The following is a 17,984-nucleotide window of genomic DNA, read 5'->3' as shown; positions in this document are numbered from 1 at the left end:
GATGCAGGAAGTACAAGAGGTTTTGCAGAGCGAACCGACGACTGTCGTCGTGTTCTGGTATGTGTCTTTGCTTAAAACACCAAATCGCAGGTACAAAAAAACCAGCTTGATGCTGGTTCTTAAGTTGGTTGCGGGAGCCGCCGGGGTTTTAAAGAGCGAACCGACGACTGTCGTCGTGTTCTGATATGTGTCTTTGCTTAAAACACCAAATCTCAGATACAAAAAAACCAGCTTGATGCTGGTTCTTAAGTTGGTTGCGGGGGCCGCCGGGGTTTTGAAGAGCGAACCGACGACTGTCGTCGTGTTCTGATATGTGTCTTTGCTTAAAACAGCAAATCGCAGGTACAAAAAAACCAGCTTGATGCTGGTTCTTAAGTTGGTTGCGGGGGCCGCCGGGGTTTTGAAGAGCGAACCGACGACTGTCGTCGTGTTCTGATATGTGTCTTTGCTTAAAACAGCAAATCGCAGGTACAAAAAAACCAGCTTGATGCTGGTTCTTAAGTTGGTTGCGGGAGCCGGATTTGAACCGACGACCTTCGGGTTATGAGCCCGACGAGCTACCAGGCTGCTCCATCCCGCGTCCGAAAATTACATTTGAGCAGTGAATGTAATCTATTGTTTTGCAATGATTTAGTTGGTTGCGGGAGCTTCGGGTTATGAGTGTAACAAATATAGTAAACTCAAAACATTATAATTTGCATAAATTAAGCTCATGTTCAATCATTGCTTTTATATTCAATACGTTAAATAGCAAATAGCGTGACACACTAAAAATCCAGCTCGCCTAAAAATTAGCAGCGCATTGTCACGTATTTATTGATTTGTGCACACTCAATGTCACATCCGTTTTTCCACGCCTTTTCTGAAAATGACCTTGAGCTGAGTTTTCGCCCCCTCAACTGTCCTTTATCACCCTAAAAAATCGGTAATTAGATAACTCAATTTTACCAATTTCCGATTTGTGGCGTGAATTTCACTCTGCGGTAGCCTGCTGACGATGTGGCAGAGGTTTGTCACATGGTGTCACGTTAACCATTGTTTTAACTATACATTTTACTTGCCGCGAGGTTTGTGGCGTGAATTTGAAAACGGGTTAACGTGATTTCTGTGTCGCAGCATGGTGGCATAAACAGAGGAAATGACAATGACTCGAACTTACTTAACGACGGAGCAACTCTCAGCGCGCATTCACTATGATGCTCGCTCCATTCGCAATGTACTAGTGGATGCCTATCTGCTTGAAGGCCGCCATTACATTCGTCCTTTTGGCCGGCGCAAATTGCTGTTTATTTGGGAAGCGATTGAGGCGGACTGGTTAAGCTCTACCCACGATAGCATCGGCATGATGACAGAAGATTCGGAGGTCTGTCATGGGTAGAATCTCAGTTCGTCCCGAAACCGGGCGGCTCTATTTTGATTTTAAGTTTCAAGGCCGTCGTTGCCGGGAGCAAACCACTTTGCTCGACAATAAAGGCAACCGGAAGCTGCTGGAGAAACAACTTCTGCAAATTGAAGCGGAAATTCATACCAACACCTTCAACTACGCGAAGCATTTTCCTGAAAGCCCTTTCTTAAAACGTCTGAACGAACTGGAGCAGGAAGTATTAGAGACACAAGCGCAAGTCCAGATCAGTAACACACCGCTATTTAGCATTTTCGTGGAAGAGTGGTTCGAAGAAAATGTCGTCCAGTGGCGGCCGTCGTATCGGACCAGTATTCGCGGCCTACTGGACAAATACTTCCTGCCGGCATTTGAAGGAAAAAATGTCGGCGACATCACCCGTGCAGATTTACTGAAATTTCGGTCAACACTCGCCAAAGTACCAGGCCGAACCAATAAAGAGGCACTGACGAACAACCGGATAAACAAAATCATGTGTCCGTTAAGCCGGATCTTTGATGAAGCCGCCGACCGGTTCAACTTTAACACCCCTTACACCCGGATCAAACCACTCAAAGTGCCCAAATCAGATGTTCAGCCGTTTTCACTAGAAGAGGTAAACCTGATTTTGGACAAGGTCAGGCCGGACTATCGCAACTATTACATTGTTCGTTTTTTCACTGGCATGCGAACGGGGGAAATCGATGGCTTGAAATGGAGTTACGTTGATTTTAATCGCGGGTTGATCATGGTGCGCGAAACCATCGTCGCCGGCGAAGAAGATTACACCAAAAACGACCATTCCCAGCGCGATATCAAGATGATTGGACCCGTTGTCGACGCCCTACGTCGGCAATATCGCGCAACGGGTAGCCTTTCTAATTATGTGTTTTGCAATCGAGACGGTAAGCCGCTTGAGCACAACAATGTCACTAAACGCGTCTGGTATCCAATGCTGACGCGCTTAGGACTTCTGAAACGCCGGCCTTACCAGACTCGCCATACCGCCGCGACTTTATGGTTAGCAGCAGGGGAGTCGCCTGAGTGGATCGCCAAACAAATGGGGCATTCCACGACTGAAATGTTGTTTAAAACCTATTCGCGTTTTGTCCCTAACTTAACACGCCATGACGGCTCTGCCTTTGAAAAGTTACTGACAACCACTCTTGGCCCATCACTGTAAACGGGAGACGAAGATGATCATTGAACATAGCAAAGCATTCCTTTCCTTCATGGCAAACAAGGATTTGGATAGAAAAGCCAGTCAATACGCTGATTCGCTGCTGTTCGTTATGCAGATTAAACCGTATCAAATGGAACTCGTGCAGATTGTCGGCAAGGCAGGGGACAAAAACAATCTCGACGCGATTAGGTCCTGGGTAAAAAGCCAACTGTGCTGCGAAAGCGAGAAGGGAGAAGACAACCTCGAAACCCTGCGGAATAAGTTACAGCGCTGCTTGGAAGATGCAGCCGACTAGTTTTTACGATCGATTTTTTAAGCAACAAACCACAACCTATAAATGAAGGATACTCTAATGACCATCCAAACAATGAGCCTTATCATCGTGTTTTTTGGCATACTCGCCATCGCTTCGATTTTGTTAGCTGCGTACTTTGCCGCTGCCTGGAAGGACGAAAAACGCAAAAACATTAAGCGAAAAAAACGGTAAGGGTGAAGAATCGAAGCGAAGGGATTCGCTTTCCGTGGTTGCAGATTTCCAAAACGGCGCTTGCTAATCTCTTTGTAATCTAAAATTTTCCTATCAATCTATCCCAAAACCCTGGTTCGTCATGATGAGAATTTTTCATCGAATGGTGTAAAATTTACGTCTAAACGTAAACTCCAAGCTCCATCTAGTTAAATCCATGCCATAGCAATTGACCGGCGATCGCTGCGAAATTACTGAACTTTGACTGAAAGCAATTGCTGCGGTGCCGATTTTGGTATTACTGTAATGCGAATAGTCCTAGCGGTCATGATAATCGCAACATATGGTAAGAAGCGACGGCAAACGGGTGGTTAATTAAATGCCATTAGCCAGGGAGATAAGATGAAGAATTCCATAATACTCGCACCTTGGTTTGCTACCTTTTTCTCACTCAGTGTCAGCGCATTTCAGGAAGATAAAGTACAAGAGTTTATTAATTTGCTTGAAACAGAAGCGAAAGCTGGTAATCCGATAGCTAAATTTCATCTAGATAAACCATACATGGATGGCATTGCCGGTGTAAAAAAGGACCTAACTAAAGGTTTCAATTACCTTATAGAGTCAGCAAAACAAGGCTATCCACAGGCGCAGTATAACGTTGCTGCATCATATAAGACGGGAGAAGGAACCCCGCAAAATGCAGAGCTATCTTTGTATTGGTACTTACAGACCGCTAAAAATGGCCATGCACCATCACAACTTCAGGCATCCTTAATTTTAGACGAGAAGGGTGATCACAAAAAAGCTTATGAGCTATTAAAGCTTGCATCCATGAAAGGTGAGGTGGATGCACAGTACATGCTAGCGCATATGTACTATGCAGGCACAGCTGAACCTCAAGATTATCAGTTAGGCTATATTTGGTTTTCCATTTCAGCTGCTAATGGGGATACTGATGCCCCCAAGGCGCGAGACCTCATAACCAAAAAGCTAGACGCACAAAGTCTGGCAAAAGCCCAATCTGAAGCCGCTCAAATCTTTGACATGATCCGCCAAAACACAGCTGAACAACCTTAAAAGTCACCTACCGACTCAAACTACAGGTCTGAGGTACTGAAAATCTACAAATATACTATCTTTTGATGCTGCAATCTCAGGGAATATCAGCGATGCAATTTTGGAAAGTCTTAAGTTTGGGTGCGCTATTTTTCGCGAATTTGGTACTTGCAGAGGTATATGTTAATGACAGTAGCTTGAAACTCACTGGCACGATCAGCAACGACGAATTTTCTAAATTCAAAACAAAATTTGAATCTGTGCTAACCCGAAATGATATGGGAATAAATGAGCTCCACTTGTTCCAGTTGGAAGACGTCAAAGGAGGCTCATTATCTGAAGCTATCAAGATTGCTGACTTTGTTCGCAGTATGCGGCTCAGGGTTAATTTAACCGGTGAGTGTTCAAGTGCCTGTGTATTAATCTATTTCGCCTCAGTCGAAAGAAAACATGACCACGGCGCGACCCTTGGTGTGCATCGAATTCGATTTGCGAACAATGGACTAAAGAGCTTGAGCCTGGACGATGCGACCCAAAGCTATCAGGCCGGCGAGAAACTACTGGTCAGCAAACTCTCTGAATATGGAGCGCCTGACAGCATTATTGAACAGCTCAAAGGGACTTCATCGCGGGATCTGACAATCATCCCAATTGGCGAGGTACCGATTTTCCCTCCAGTTGTTTTTGAATGGCTGCAGGATAGCTGCGACCAATACCCACTCAAGTACCTTAACATTGGTCACCATGCATTTAACGCGCTTGAGCAAGCATTTTCACAAGGTACAGTGTCAAAAGATACGCCCGCAATGACAATCGCCAGAATGGTTGAGCAGTTCGGGCAAGAAGCAGATCCGAGCTTTACATTCGCAGGATATGGTCAGGCAGAAGGTTGTGTATCTGGTAAGTTGTATGAGGAATATTCGGCAAAGAAAAAAGCATATTGCCAAGACAATAGCTTGTCGTGCGGTTCAATTTTCAAAAGAAAGTAGCGATTAAAAAGGCTGTATTCGCTAAGCTTAGTCGGCGCAAATCATGAAACAATAAGTAATCGGAGCTAAATTTTATGGAAGAAAAGACTTTTTTTAATCAACAGGGTATTGAGGTAACCAGCCGCAGGTTGAAGGTGTATAACCAAACCTTCTCAATCGCTCATATTTCAGCAATTCGCTCTGTTTATAAAGAAGGAAAAAAGAATTCTTCAATCACTTTAAGCTTGTTTGCCATAGTATGTATTGGCATCGATTACTGGCTTTTAGGCCTATTCCTATTCGTCATCGCAGTCGTTCTATTGTACAAAAACAAGGAATGCTTCTTTCTGGCAGTTACCACGGGAGGTCGTGAGGTCTTTGTTTTTAAAACAGATGACTCGAAATTCATTTCTTATATTTCAAATGCTGTAAACGAAGCTATGGCATACCAACCTCAATCTGCGTAGGTTTCTTTCGGTAAGGACTGGCTGCCAAAATCACCCACGTCATCCACTCTCGGGTGATTTGGTAGTCACAACACCTATCGTTCTACTAGCCCTAATGTGTAGTGGTCTAATAAATCGAAAGTGGGGCACTTAAAAAACACCATAGGTAAATTTATCCTCGCTCACCCCCGGTTTTGTTGCATAAACAAATTTGATGCCGGCGCTCAAATTTTTTCCAGCAGCGTCCAAACATGAATTGGCGCCTCAAAAACGATGTTGTTTTGGTTTCTTCAACAACCGCATCCGGCTCTCGGGTAGAAATAAATTTAAGGGTAAGTGGTCACGACAGTAAATGTAATGCTTGTCACACATAAATTGATTTATCTCATTGTTTTGCTATGGTTATTTAATAACCGATTGCCAAACAAGCGATTTTTCATGGAAGAAAACACCAAAATTCAGTGCGTCATTGCGTACTGCCATGCGAACGGACTGGATACCAATGCGCATCTGACCTTTATAAAGGCGCTACGCCTTCCTTCCAGCTACTTTCATTTGTATGCCGTCGCTTTGAAACTTGTCGACGAATATGAACGCGCACGAAAGTTTCATTGGTTGATTGTCGAGCCTCGTTATGAGCAGGAATTGTCAATCCTAAACGCTCTGGTCGCAGCGCTTCGCGAGAATCATGGTCAGCTGAGGAGCTTGGGAGACAATGTCACTAAATACCCACTAACGGCACAATTTCTCAGTGAGTCTGCAAGTGGTGATTTGTTTTCGGATATCTTTGCCGTCCTCAAAATTTATACACTGCGGCTTTCACTAACTTTATTGGCGACTGAACAATCCTCAGCAACGACGTTAGGCAATATGGCCGCCGATGCCCGACAAAGCTTTGAAAAAGTGATCCGGCATAATTACGTTGCTGATGAGATTTACCTCGAAAAACAATCATTCGTTGAGCTATTAGCCTCACAGAATAAAAAACTATGGGACTTTCAAAAGCAGTTTATTAGCTGGATAGCCGAAGAGCAGCTACCCGCAAGTCGAGCCAAACCACAAAGATCAGCAGTGCTGCAGGTCCGCTCACACAGCGCCCCTGAAAAAAGCCATGTTCTCTCTGAGCGCAATTTATTTGCCGAACCAAGTAGTGCATTACCAGGCAATCAAATCGCACAAGTTCGTGTAACCACTTCCCAAAGTGACGAGGAAGACGAGCGGATTGATGAAATCTTCGAGTATCAAGCGGATCCGCAGCATCCTGTTAGCTATGAGTCCGCTGAGCAATCGCTCATCTACGGGAGTCGGCTTCGCATTCAGGAGCGCATGTTGCTATCCCTTCGCTCTAATGTGTTTACTCAGGCTGAACTCGACATGTTCATCGCTGGTGTCGTATCAGATCTGCAGTCACGTCAACAGTCCAAGCTCGTCACTGCATGTTGTTTATTGCTGATGTTGTTAACGGCGCGCCAATTTGAACAACTCTTAGCGATTTCGATAAGTGGGCAGTTGCCAGCTGCAAAAGAGGGGATTGATTGGTCACTTGGCATTTGGCGTCGTCAAAGTATCGAGATGCCAAAAGCAGTCAAGCCCGAGTTGCCAAGCAGATATCTTTTTGAACATCAGCAGATGGTTGACTTACCGATGCCGGCCATTCTTATCCGAGTCATCAGCAGCATTGCGAAGACGCCCACAACGCTCAATGATATCTTGAAGCGTTGTAAAGTAACTGAAGAAGACGTGTTAGCGCGGCTCACGGATATCATGGCGGTGGTACCAAGACGCACAAGCTTTGCACAGGTACGTTCCAGCCTTTTTCAGCAAGTTGCACTGAAATCAGATCCTGGATTCTCGGCGCTGCTGTTTTCGACGACCGAGTACATCACACCGACGCCTCTTTATTATAAAAGTATCGATGTCTCGACCTTGCAGTCAACTTATGCAGAGACCATCATCCGCCTCGGTTTATCGCCTGGCTCCATGCGATTAGTATCAGCAACCGGATTTACCGGTAGTCATCTGGCGTTAAATGATGACGCCCTAGCACAATTTTTTAAGACCAAGTACCAAAAACTAAAAAGCCTGTCGGCGGATGTAAACAGTGAAGTCGGCGCTACCACTTTTTTGAACGAACTTGCCTATTACACGACACTCATCTTACTGGCATCCACCGGTCACCGCACCCGCACTGAATTTCAATTTGAACCCGCCGCCATCCAGCCAGATTTAAAGCTCCTGCTGCTGGCCGATAAAATCCAGTATGATGATGGTGCGATCCGCTTTGTGCCACTCACCGACGTTGCTTTTGCTGCACTCGTTGAGTACGGCAAATCAGCACGCCGTCTTGCTGGATGCTTTAAGGACAGGGCACTAAAAGAGCACTTAGGCCCAAAATCAAATTGGCAAACCGCAGCATTAGATGTACCGTTTCTGAGTGTCATCAAAAACGGTAGCGCTCGAGCGATTACCTCTGACGATTTAGTTCGTTATCTCGCTGCGGAACAGCTCATTTTACCGCTTAATTTTTTTCGCCATCGCTTATGTTCGAGGCTCTCTGAGTTTGATGGTGGTGATCGTATCAACTGGCTCATTGGTCACATCGGTGCGGGTGAGCATCCACTGCACTTTACATCGAGTTTGTGTCTGTCGGATATCAGCCGTTGCAATACTCTGCTCAATCAAGCAATCGAACCGTTGGCTATCGAGGTGTTCAAAAGTGATTCGCAACGAGGCTTGCCTGCAAATCTGGTGATGAAAACAAGTGAAGGTTATCTACCACCATCCCTGCAGGTAAAAAGGATGGCGTTTAGAGAACGTCTTGGTTGGGCTCGGGATTTGTTTACCAAATTCAGTAAAACGCTCGACGAAGGTGAAACCATTCTCGATAAAACCGACGCGTTTATTAGCTTTGCCATTGAGCAAGCCCTAAAGCTCGCTCATCGCGAAGATTCCGCGGCGTGCATGCAATTGATTAATCGAAAACTGGAGCGATATCAAAAAGATGGCGACGAGCCGGCAGCGCAAACCTGGCGGATGCCGCTTTATGAACCACAAACCGCTCTAGATGTCCGTTATTTTAGCGAAAGTCGCAGGGTGTTAGAGCTTCGACGCTTTGTTTCAAAACGCATCGTTACGTTGTGTGAAGGACTCAAACTAGAGCATGCGCTTTATGAAGTCGTACTCAGTATGCTGGTACAAAGTGCACAGCATATGGAGGACACTAATTTTGTTGTAGCGCTACAACGCAATCGCTCCACGCTCTTCGGGCTGCACTTTTTTGATTTCGATGACAAAAACTGCAAAAAGCGGATTTATTTAGATGCTTTGACGGTAGGGCTGATATACCGATATCCGGAATTTACTGAGCAAACATTTTCTGAAGCCAAATTCATTCGTTATGTCACAAAAATACTCGCAGGCATCGGCATTCCAGCATCGGCTTTGAGTTCCATCAACACGCTGACAAAATGGCTGGCTTTTTATGATGTCCAAGCCAAAGAACCGGGATTGCTCCGCTCGTTTCGGATCAATGCGCTTCACAGTAAACCGTTAGCACCATCCGCGTTGGCTCGGCTGCTGACGCATCAGGTTATGAGTGATCGACCAGTTGTTCTTGAAAAGCCACAACAGTCTGCGCACCATGCGCAGCGCAAAAAAAGTCGAGCCGCGCAGCCATCTTTGGAGCGTACTTTTTTTAATCGCTTCATGAAAAACGTTCGATCTCAATTGCAACTAAGGAGGGAAGGAATCACCATAAAGACAGTGGTTCCAAAGCTTTGGCAGAGCTTTGTTGGCGCGAAAAGTACGGCGATGTCCGATTTGCTACAGGCGTCTTCTCATCTATCTGATGCGGCCGTCGCCGTGTTGATATTAATGACCGATGTCGGCAAACGGCCTGGCAAAAACCGCGATTCCATTAGCATCCGTACGATGGCAACGTATTTTTCGAAGACTTGCACCCCTTACCTTGATGTTGCGCAGGAGCAAGCGGTCTTTGAGCTCGATGAAGACGAACTTGAAGATTTTTACATCGCCGTTCTGGATAGTCGTGATTTGAAAACACGTGGCCGTCATGCCGACATGTTGCGCGATTTACATCGAACTGTCGAAAAGCACTTTTATCTTGCGCATGTGAGCTGGAAAGACATCGAACCGAATATCAATGGTGACGAGGCACAGCCGTATGCAAATATCATCACGGAATCTGAATACCAGTGTGCGCTTCATTTATTGTTGGCAGATCCATATGCAACCGAGCATGAGCAACTCATTCAGGCCGCCATTTTAGTGCTGTCGTACCGCACAGGCTTGCGCCGTGGGGAAATCAAGTATCGTTTGTTGCAAGACCTGTGTTCCGATGATGGCCTCCTTTATATCAGCAGTAACCATTTCTATCGTCTTAAATCCATCAATGCCAATCGGCGGATCCCAAAGGGCTTGCTACTTGACAACCAAGAGTCTCAGATCCTTCAATCTATCACTGATATAGCCAAGCGTGAATATGATGATGCGCGCGGCAGAGTGTTTCATCTTTCTGATAGTGCATTTGCACAATACTGTGCGCGCGTGACCGAGGCACTTATCCTCACGACGGAAGATCCGACGAGCAGGCTTTACGATTGCAGACATTCGTTCGCAAGCCACCTCTGCTGGTTGGCTGTTTGCAAAGAACATAGTTTGATGTATCCGGAAGTCAGCGCATGGTGTCGGCAAGCGCCAGCCGCTTTTATGGAGAAATGGCTACAAATCACCACCGGTAGTACGCAGACTTATCAAGCTTTCAAGTTTCTCCATACCGTCAGTTTGGTCATCGGCCACAGCACGCCATTTACTACGGTTACGCATTATGTGCACGAAATGTCGCTGTTTCAGCTCGAACAACAAACGATTTATCACGACCAATATAGACATGTCGACCAAAGAACATATGCAACCTGGTTGGAGATAACTCAAGTCGCCGGCAGAAAGGCGGTGTCCCGTTACCCGTATCTGGCAGCGATCACAATGATGCAACGCACGCTTACTAATCGATGGCAACTACCACAACAACTGCGCCTGCAAAACCGCAGCGATGCTGCGCTCAGTGCAAAAAACAGGCGCAGTAACATCTATGAGCAATGGTTGATGCAGCTTAGCGAGTTGCGAAAGCTGGTTTTATCTGCCAATCCTGAAAAATTCATTGACCATGTCATGATTCAGCAGCTTTTTTCCCTATTTCGAAATCGAGAAAGCAGCGCACCGTGCGATCTCATCACACCAGACGGCGAACTTCGAGCGAACCGACATCTGCATCGTCGTGTAAAAAAAGCAGTGACAGCAATCACGCTGCCAAAGCTTTTACAGCATTTATCAAAGCAGAACGAATCGCAGCTTCTGGCAGCTGCAAATTTGGTTATTGAGTCCTACCACGGCAAACTTGGATATTTTTTTACGGCATCAAAACTCGAGTCAGTAGAGGACATCAACAAGCTCGGACTGCGCTATGCCAGCGAAGCGCAGCATGAATTGAAAAAAGGTTTGCTAACTGAAAAAGGTGAGTCGGGGCACTTTTATCGCGAGCACACACAAGTGTCGGACCAGCTCTTTGTCGCCAGTTTGGTTATTAAGTTGTCCGATAGTTCCTACTGAATAGTCATCATTATGCACTGAAATGATTTTTATATAGTGCTGGGCACATCGTTGGCTTGAGGGAACATTGTCATTCCATCCTGAAAATTTTATCGTCAGCAATATCTCTCTGAAGATCCAACCGTCCGCAATTTTACAGAACAAACTTTATAGCTTGGAAGTTAGACCCCTCGAAAAAGTATCGTCCAATATCAGACACCTTCTTTATTGCAGTTAAGATTTTCTTCGAGCAGTCACACAAAGAGGCCGAAATGAAAAATTTAACACTTACATCCACACCTGCAATAACCAGTTTAAACAACATTACATCGCCCATTAATGAAAAAACTTACACAGAGCACTCAAAACTGATAACGCTGCCAAAAAATTGTGGTCTTTTTCGCAGTTATGCTTTGTCAGTATTCCAGCACCTTTGTTGAGGAGAGACAAAATGCAAACGCTCTGCAGTTTTGACATAAAGCAATTTTGGACAGCCGGTGTTATAAATTTGAAGGAATTTAAAAAGCTCGTTGAACAGGTAATCACGACCGAAAATCTGTACCTGAATTTGCTAAATAACAATAATGTAAATGGCATCCAGTTGTTTGTTTTCAGCGATGGCGATGGAACTCTGAAAATCTGTGCGCAAACGAATTACTCCGAGGATTCACAGCTAGACATTCTTTTTAAGGTTGATGAACTTGAGGTCGTCAAAGCGCAGCTTGAAAAAAGCCAACTTAAATTGGAGTCCGATTATAACAACTACGTTCGTCAAATTAACGATGGGCAAAAACCAATCTTCAAACCAGCTTTTAAGCAAGTGATGACATGTATTAAAAATCTGGATAATCCATACAGTCTCCCTCTGGGGAGTGATGCCGTGACACTGTCAGATTACGACCACACGATCGTCGCTAGGTCTCAGCTTTTCTCCGAGCCACCGCTTGTTGGTCAAGGCATTGCAGAGTTGTTCCAGCTCAGTGATCTGTCGTTCATTATTAATCCCGATCCGATTTTCAATTGTCATTTCGACAAAGTTCGAGTCAAAGCCTCAGTTGAAACATCATTTGAGATCATTAGAGGTCGCTGTTACGGTCGCGGTGTCCATGGACGGTATAAACTGGAAAAAATCGGCTCAAACTACCAATTAATTGAGTTTGAATTTACAGAACCAGAGCTATTGTCAGAGCAATAACGTCCGTTTTAAAGCGTGCAACTCTTGCACTTCGATGCAATGAGTTGTACGCCGTAAACTTTGGGAAAGGTCAACACCATAACCAAAAAAGTCGGACTTTCCTCCTGATAAACACCAAATTCCGTTTTGTAGCGTCAATTTTTTTCTGTGTTTTCATCGGTATGTTCATTCAACCAAAAGGGGACACATATGAACTTTCCAACGATGAAAGACGACACATTGTCGTTGTTTAACCTGAGCTATTTTAGTCACGACGAGGAAATGGAGAACTTCAGCAAGCATATTTTTTTGGTGTTCAAAGGCGCGCATACAGGCGTCATTGACGGCAACGACCCGTTCGAAGACAGCGTTATCGGCATCAGCCCAAAAGTGTTTACCCTCCTGATGCTTTCTCGTTTTAACATGTGTTTTCGTCCCGTGGCCAGCAACCCTGCCATTGGGATTATGCTGGAAGTCCCGATGCCATTTGGAGCGCTGGTTGTGTATAGCTCTAAACCCAAGTGTTGGACTGCTCCAACAGCGCCAACACAGCATCTTGGATTTACCATGATGTTCAATCGTCACCACCAATCACTTGCTCATGCCGTGCAAGAATCCCCTGGTTTGTTGGTGATAACCGAAGGTTCAAATGACCGCTTAGTTGTCGGAACCACCTTTCGTTTTAACGAGGATACGCACTTAGAGGACGTGTGCGACACCGTATACAGGTTAGTCAATCAGTTGAGCGAACTAGATGAAAAGCTTACCTCATTCACTTCAACCTCAATGATGTAACACTTAACGACTTCGCGACCCGCTATTTGTTTTTGCGGGTCGCATTTCCCTTTCCAGCGGAACGATCTGTTAAGTAGATAGTTTCTATTACCTCCGCCACCACATTTCTAAATCTCTTGCAAATTGACTACCTATGGCAAAACAAAATTTTGAAAGAGCAACAGGCATCCCGCATTCACTTCCAATTTATGCGCACAGGTTTGTTATGAGTCGCGCTATTCGCTGGGATGCAATTTGTCCACATCTGTAATCTCAGGCTACATGTGCATATAAACAGCATTTCATCTGTGGCTGAAATTGATACAGTGCACGAGGGCTTACTTGAGGATTATTTTGATGGAAATATGGATGATGTCGGCGCTGGTCACTTTGCTAAGTGTCGCTTTGGTTTATTTCTGGGCTGGCCGGCGTGCTGCAACCTTGCAGGCAGAGCTGGCTCTGGTTGTGCAGGATCGGCAGGACAAGGATTTGAAGTTGTCCCGCAACCGCGAGGAGTTGCAGGCATTGAACCAGCAGCTGCAGCAGTTGCAGGTGGTGCACAGTCGTGTTCAGGCGGAGCGCGAAGCGTCGCAGCAACAGCAACAACAGTTACAGCAAGCCAGAGATCAGCAGCAAAGCCAGTTAACGGCCTTGCAGGCTGACGCCGGCAAACTGCGCGAGCAATCGGCCGCGCTAACGGCAGAGCTTGATGCGGTCCGCCCTCAGCTGCTGTACAGCCAGCAAAAATTGCAACAAACCGAACAAACATTACTGGAAACGCAGCAACAAAATGCAGCGCTGCAGGTGCAGGGTTCTGAGCTGAAAACTAGTCTGGACGCGATGCAGGCCGAGCGTGCAGAAGTTGTCAATGCGCGGCAACAGGCGCAGACAGAATTACATGCGCTGCGCCTGCGGTGTGGCCAGTCCGAACGGGATTTAAGCGCCGCAGAAGCGTCGTTAGCAGCCAACGGCGTGGCATTACAGGAACTATCACAGCGCTATCAGCAAACGGTGGAGCAACTTGACAGTGCCACTGCAGAACTGCATGCGGTGAAACAAAACTATGGCGAACTGAACACGCGCCTTGCTGAAAAAGAGCTGCATTTCGCGCAGCAGCTGCAATTACTGGCAGACAGTAAAGCCGAGCTTAAACGTGAATTTGAGACCCTGGCGAATGAAATTCTTGAGCGAAAAGGTGCGCAGTTTAAAGAGCTGAACCGAGAAAGTGTCGCCGGTATTCTCAATCCCATTCATGAAGAACTCAAAGGCTTTAAAAACAAGGTCGAGACCATTCACCAACAGGAAACCGAGCAACGGGTCAAACTGCGCACGGAGTTGGAGAACCTGCAGACGCTGAACAAACAAATTACCGATCAGGCCGACAAGCTGACTAAAGCGCTCAAAGGCGAGAAAAAAGTGCAGGGCAACTGGGGCGAACTGATGCTGGAGAATGTGTTGGACAACTCCGGGTTACGCCTTGGCGTCGACTACGAGCGCGAGATGCATCTGGCCGATGAAGAGGGCCGCTATCGCCCGGATGTTGTCGTGCATTTACCGCAGCAAAAACACCTGATTATTGATGCGAAGACGTCGTTAAATGCCTACACCCGCTTTGTGAATGCAGAAGACGAAGTGGAGCGGCAACTGGCACTCAAAGAACATGCAGCGGCCGTGAAAGCACGGATCAACGAGTTGGCGCAAAAAGACTACGCCCGTTTGCCCGGCATTAATTCGCCCGAAGTGGTGGTGATGTTTATCCCGATTGAATCAGCCTATGTCGAGGCATTGCGGGCCGATGAAACCATTTTCCAACGCGCAATTGAGCAAAAAATCCTGGTCGCGACGCCAACCACGCTGTTGACCAGCCTGAACATCGTGCGCCAGCTGTGGCGCTTTGAAGAGCAAAACAAGCACACGGCAGAGCTGGCGAACCGGGCAGAGCGCTTTTACAACAAGCTCAACAGTTTCCTCGAAAGCATGCAAGGCGTTGGCAAACAACTGGACAAAGCGCGCACTACTTACGACGATGCAGTGAAATTACTCTGCACCGGCAAGGGCAATTTGATTTCTCAGGCGGCACAGTTCCGCGAATTGGGCGTTTCGGTCAGCAAAGAACTGCCGGCCGAACTGGTCAAAATCGCCAAATTGGAACTGGAGCATGGCACTGAGTTGTTAGAGATGGGGCAGGCTTAATTGCCGCCCTACTGTAACTGCTGAACCAGGGTTAACATCTTGATGCTTGGTTGATAAATTAGGTTGCAATACCACTAAGTGCCTAATAAATATAGTCATTTTGCGTCTTCTCCCTCTTTGCTAAAGAGGGCTTTATTTGTTCTGTTAGTGGGTGTCGTTATAGGTTTTCTCATGTGTCACATTTTGATACAAGCCACTTTTAACATATGACCACGGTAAACTTTATAAAAACCGGTGTTAGTACTGGCTAAATATTGTTAACTTTTATGAATCTGCAGCGTTGAATCATAAATTAAATGGCTATCATGCAAATAAGAGGGATGTGTTTTGGATTTCAGAAATAAACAGGAATATATTCGAAGCCACAATATAGCGGCATTTTTAGACTTTTTAGTAAATTGCTGTAAACCCGATGGTTTCAATCATCAATGGCTATCCTACAGCAGAAGGTATACCGGGATCGCTAAAGGGACGTCGTGGACCTGTAATAGTTTGATTGACGCTTTTGAGAAATATTATTGGCCGGCAGAAGATCCTATATCGAATAGTAAAATTTCGTCTTTTGACGAAACCAGTGCGGTTCTTGATGAACTTAGCAAGCGTCTGCTAGATGCGATCAGTTTAGGTGATAAGCTAGCGGCTCAACACATTTGTCGCTTGATCCTGCGGTGGGGGGCTGTAGAAAGTAAACCTCACGTCGCTGCTAAGTTTAAAGATCCCGAGTTTGATATTGTATCGCACTTAAGCAAAATGAAGAGTTTTCTTGGTCATATCATGAGCGGAGGCGACCTCGAAGCTCATGAGCTGCCAACTTTTCAAAGAATGGATTCAGGAGTGACCAAGGTCTATGCATTAATTGCCCCTGGTTTTGCCATTTTTGATTCAAGAGTTGGATGTGCGCTAGGGCTTTTGGTACGAGAATTTTGGCTGAAAAATCACGTAACCTTGGAAGATTTGCCTATGGAACTTCGCTTCCTTTGGGGAGGTAACATAGAAAGCCGTAACCCCAATGTTGCAGGTCAGCGGATATTTCCGGCATTTCGTGCCGTCAGCAACCAGATTCGATTTGACCAGAACATTCAAATTAGCTGGCTTTTACAGGAATTGGGTGAAAGGTTACTCAAGTCAGGTATGGTAAAAGATATGACTTCAACCAAGCTTGTCAGAGCATTAGAAACATCCCTTTTTATGATTGGTTATGGTACTTCTAATACAAGAAAAAGTAGTACCAGAGTAAAAAAAGAAGTGGGCAGACCACGACTTCTAAGTGAGTTCGATGGAAATAAACTTGATTTATTACGTAATGAAATACAGGTTTTTAAACAATTAAACCCTAAATTCTCAGGGACCGCAGTTCTCAGGGTTTTTTATTTTAAATTAGCTGCTTTCCCTAGAGAATCTCGGAATCCGTTGATTATTGAAACCTTAAATCTTACATCTCATGCGACAAATACTATTTGGTATTCTTTGCGGAAAGAATATCAAAAGTCAACGTTAGAAGATGTCGTATAGTAGATACGTATCAGTTATTAATACATCCCCTCGGTAAACTAGCGATGTCGACCCAAACGACATCGTTTTGTTTAAATATCAATATACGAGGTGCATAGTATGGAGAGTCAATATCTGCGGGACGCAGCCGGAGCTGTATACGCAATCATAGATCAAGAGCTTTCAGGAAATCAGTCAATTCGAACCTTTGAACATGGATGGGTTGGGCGATATTACGCCGCTGGCAACTTCACAATAGACCTACGTACCGGTCAAATTGTTGCTGGTTGCAACGCATTGACCAGTCTTGTGCCGCCTCCGCGTTATTAAGGTGTTTTTATGAACGAGATCCCAGTATTTTATCGAGATGAAATAATTGTTGAGATGGATGGTTTTTCGCCGAGTACGAGCAAACCACGAGATGTAGTCGCAAGTTGGCAAAAGCTTAACATCCCTTTAAGTATTCAAAAATTTGAGCCAATAATTGTCGAACATCTGAAGTTAGTTCATGCCTACGACTATGTGGATGGAGTGTTTGCAGGAACTACCAGAAACGGATTTGGTAACAAAAATGTTGCGATTGCTGAAAGTTCCCTCTATACCATTGGTGCTTTGTTTGCTGGTGCAAAAGCCGCCATGCTCAACAAAAAAGTAGCTGTTGCCCCGGTATCTGGTTTTCATCACGCTGGCTATGGAGATGGTTACGGTTACTGTACCTTCAATGGCCTACTTGTCACCTCGTTGTTATTGCTAATGCATAAACTTGCTCAACGGATTGGCATCTTGGATTTGGATGTACATCCTGGAGATGGGACCGCATCTATTTTAAGTCAGGCATGGTATCGCGAAAGCATTGTCCATCATTCTATGGGGTATGAAACCAAAACTGAGCCTGAGTACGCCGACGCTTATCTGGCAAAATTGCCTGACGTTATCGCAAGTATGAAAAACTGTGATGTCATACTATTTCAGGCCGGTGCGGATCCACATATTGACGATCCATTAGGCGGGTTTTTAACTACTGAGCAACTCCGGTTGCGAGACCACATCGTGTTTCGTGAATGTGCGAAGTGGAATATTCCGGTGGTTTGGGATCTAGCAGGGGGATATCAGCGAGATGAAAACAACGGAATTGCGCCTATCTTAGCTCTTCATGATAACACCCTGGTGGAATGTGCAGAGATTTATCTCCGTAGTTAAATTCGACCAAGTATTCGCTAAGATCTATCGATGTAACCATGTGAC

At 45.5% G+C, this 17,984-nt stretch carries 14 protein-coding genes and 1 tRNA gene; 14 read left to right on the top strand and 1 reads right to left on the bottom strand.

The window, feature by feature from the left end; translation table 11 throughout:
• Position 1 precedes the first annotated feature (1 nt).
• Positions 2-184 (top strand): hypothetical protein, encoded by a 183-nt coding sequence (locus Q399_RS0101225; protein ID WP_031564610.1) that lies wholly within the window; start codon positions 2-4, stop codon positions 182-184.
• Positions 185-503: 319 nt separating this feature from the next.
• On the opposite strand, the gene Q399_RS0101220 is transcribed toward Q399_RS0101225, so the two are convergent.
• Positions 504-580 (bottom strand) — tRNA-Met (locus Q399_RS0101220).
• Positions 581-1,144: 564 nt separating this feature from the next.
• On the opposite strand from Q399_RS0101220, the gene Q399_RS0101215 reads away from it, so the two are divergent.
• The 13 genes from Q399_RS0101215 to Q399_RS0101155 all read left to right on the top strand — a co-directional run bounded on the left by Q399_RS0101215 (position 1,145) and on the right by Q399_RS0101155 (position 17,939).
• Entirely contained in the window at positions 1,145-1,378 is a 234-nt protein-coding gene (locus tag Q399_RS0101215; RefSeq protein WP_037045453.1) for a hypothetical protein, read from the top strand.
• On the top strand, positions 1,371-2,564 hold the full coding sequence (locus Q399_RS0101210; protein WP_031564606.1) for an Arm DNA-binding domain-containing protein: 1,194 nt from the start codon (positions 1,371-1,373) through the stop codon (positions 2,562-2,564). The genes Q399_RS0101215 and Q399_RS0101210 overlap by 8 nt, the downstream gene beginning before the upstream one ends.
• 13 nt (positions 2,565-2,577) lie before the next feature.
• A complete protein-coding gene (locus Q399_RS0101205; protein ID WP_031564604.1) occupies positions 2,578-2,859 on the top strand; it encodes a hypothetical protein in 282 nt (93 codons plus the stop codon).
• Between the two features lie 57 nt (positions 2,860-2,916).
• Entirely contained in the window at positions 2,917-3,051 is a 135-nt protein-coding gene (locus Q399_RS22420; protein WP_281172180.1) for a hypothetical protein, read from the top strand.
• A gap of 381 nt (positions 3,052-3,432) precedes the next feature.
• Positions 3,433-4,107 carry a tetratricopeptide repeat protein gene (locus tag Q399_RS0101195; protein WP_031564603.1) on the top strand — a complete coding sequence of 225 codons (675 nt, stop codon included), beginning with the start codon at positions 3,433-3,435 and terminating at the stop codon, positions 4,105-4,107.
• Positions 4,108-4,199: 92 nt separating this feature from the next.
• Positions 4,200-5,075 carry a hypothetical protein gene (locus Q399_RS0101190; protein ID WP_031564601.1) on the top strand — a complete coding sequence of 292 codons (876 nt, stop codon included), beginning with the start codon at positions 4,200-4,202 and terminating at the stop codon, positions 5,073-5,075.
• Positions 5,076-5,149: 74 nt separating this feature from the next.
• Positions 5,150-5,521, top strand: coding sequence for a DUF6232 family protein (locus tag Q399_RS0101185; protein ID WP_031564599.1), 372 nt, complete (start codon positions 5,150-5,152; stop codon positions 5,519-5,521).
• Positions 5,522-5,938: 417 nt separating this feature from the next.
• Positions 5,939-11,128, top strand: a complete 5,190-nt coding sequence (locus tag Q399_RS0101180; protein WP_031564597.1) for a hypothetical protein — start codon at positions 5,939-5,941, stop codon at positions 11,126-11,128.
• Positions 11,129-11,558: 430 nt separating this feature from the next.
• Entirely contained in the window at positions 11,559-12,302 is a 744-nt protein-coding gene (locus Q399_RS0101175; RefSeq protein ID WP_031564595.1) for a hypothetical protein, read from the top strand.
• Between the two features lie 189 nt (positions 12,303-12,491).
• Positions 12,492-13,076: a hypothetical protein gene (locus Q399_RS0101170; RefSeq protein WP_031564593.1), complete on the top strand. Its 585-nt coding sequence runs from the start codon at positions 12,492-12,494 to the stop codon at positions 13,074-13,076.
• A gap of 336 nt (positions 13,077-13,412) precedes the next feature.
• The gene (locus Q399_RS0101165) at positions 13,413-15,248 is read left to right on the top strand and encodes a DNA recombination protein RmuC (RefSeq protein WP_245612798.1); all 1,836 of its coding nucleotides are present in this window, start codon (positions 13,413-13,415) and stop codon (positions 15,246-15,248) included.
• 327 nt (positions 15,249-15,575) lie between these two features.
• Complete coding sequence (locus Q399_RS0101160) at positions 15,576-16,760, top strand: hypothetical protein (RefSeq protein ID WP_157836203.1); 1,185 nt, start codon at positions 15,576-15,578, stop codon at positions 16,758-16,760.
• A 318-nt stretch (positions 16,761-17,078) separates the two neighbouring features.
• On the top strand, positions 17,079-17,939 hold the full coding sequence (locus tag Q399_RS0101155) for an arginase family protein (protein ID WP_031564587.1): 861 nt from the start codon (positions 17,079-17,081) through the stop codon (positions 17,937-17,939).
• Positions 17,940-17,984 lie beyond the last annotated feature (45 nt).

The organism is Rheinheimera texasensis DSM 17496, assembly GCF_000711985.1.
GTDB lineage: Bacteria > Pseudomonadota > Gammaproteobacteria > Enterobacterales > Alteromonadaceae > Pararheinheimera > Pararheinheimera texasensis.
The sequence above is the reverse complement of the archived record's forward strand: the minus strand, read 5'-3'. Positions and strand labels throughout refer to the sequence as shown.

Coding starts and splice junctions, on each gene's coding strand:
- Q399_RS0101180 (WP_031564597.1), top strand. CDS start 5,939: ATGGAAGAAAACACCAAAATTCAGTGCGTCATTGCGTACTGCCATGCG.
- Q399_RS0101225 (WP_031564610.1), top strand. CDS start 2: ATGCAGGAAGTACAAGAGGTTTTGCAGAGCGAACCGACGACTGTCGTC.
- Q399_RS0101190 (WP_031564601.1), top strand. CDS start 4,200: ATGCAATTTTGGAAAGTCTTAAGTTTGGGTGCGCTATTTTTCGCGAAT.
- Q399_RS22420 (WP_281172180.1), top strand. CDS start 2,917: ATGACCATCCAAACAATGAGCCTTATCATCGTGTTTTTTGGCATACTC.
- Q399_RS0101195 (WP_031564603.1), top strand. CDS start 3,433: ATGAAGAATTCCATAATACTCGCACCTTGGTTTGCTACCTTTTTCTCA.
- Q399_RS0101175 (WP_031564595.1), top strand. CDS start 11,559: ATGCAAACGCTCTGCAGTTTTGACATAAAGCAATTTTGGACAGCCGGT.
- Q399_RS0101185 (WP_031564599.1), top strand. CDS start 5,150: ATGGAAGAAAAGACTTTTTTTAATCAACAGGGTATTGAGGTAACCAGC.
- Q399_RS0101205 (WP_031564604.1), top strand. CDS start 2,578: ATGATCATTGAACATAGCAAAGCATTCCTTTCCTTCATGGCAAACAAG.
- Q399_RS0101215 (WP_037045453.1), top strand. CDS start 1,145: ATGACTCGAACTTACTTAACGACGGAGCAACTCTCAGCGCGCATTCAC.
- Q399_RS0101155 (WP_031564587.1), top strand. CDS start 17,079: ATGAACGAGATCCCAGTATTTTATCGAGATGAAATAATTGTTGAGATG.
- Q399_RS0101170 (WP_031564593.1), top strand. CDS start 12,492: ATGAACTTTCCAACGATGAAAGACGACACATTGTCGTTGTTTAACCTG.
- Q399_RS0101165 (WP_245612798.1), top strand. CDS start 13,413: ATGGAAATATGGATGATGTCGGCGCTGGTCACTTTGCTAAGTGTCGCT.
- Q399_RS0101210 (WP_031564606.1), top strand. CDS start 1,371: ATGGGTAGAATCTCAGTTCGTCCCGAAACCGGGCGGCTCTATTTTGAT.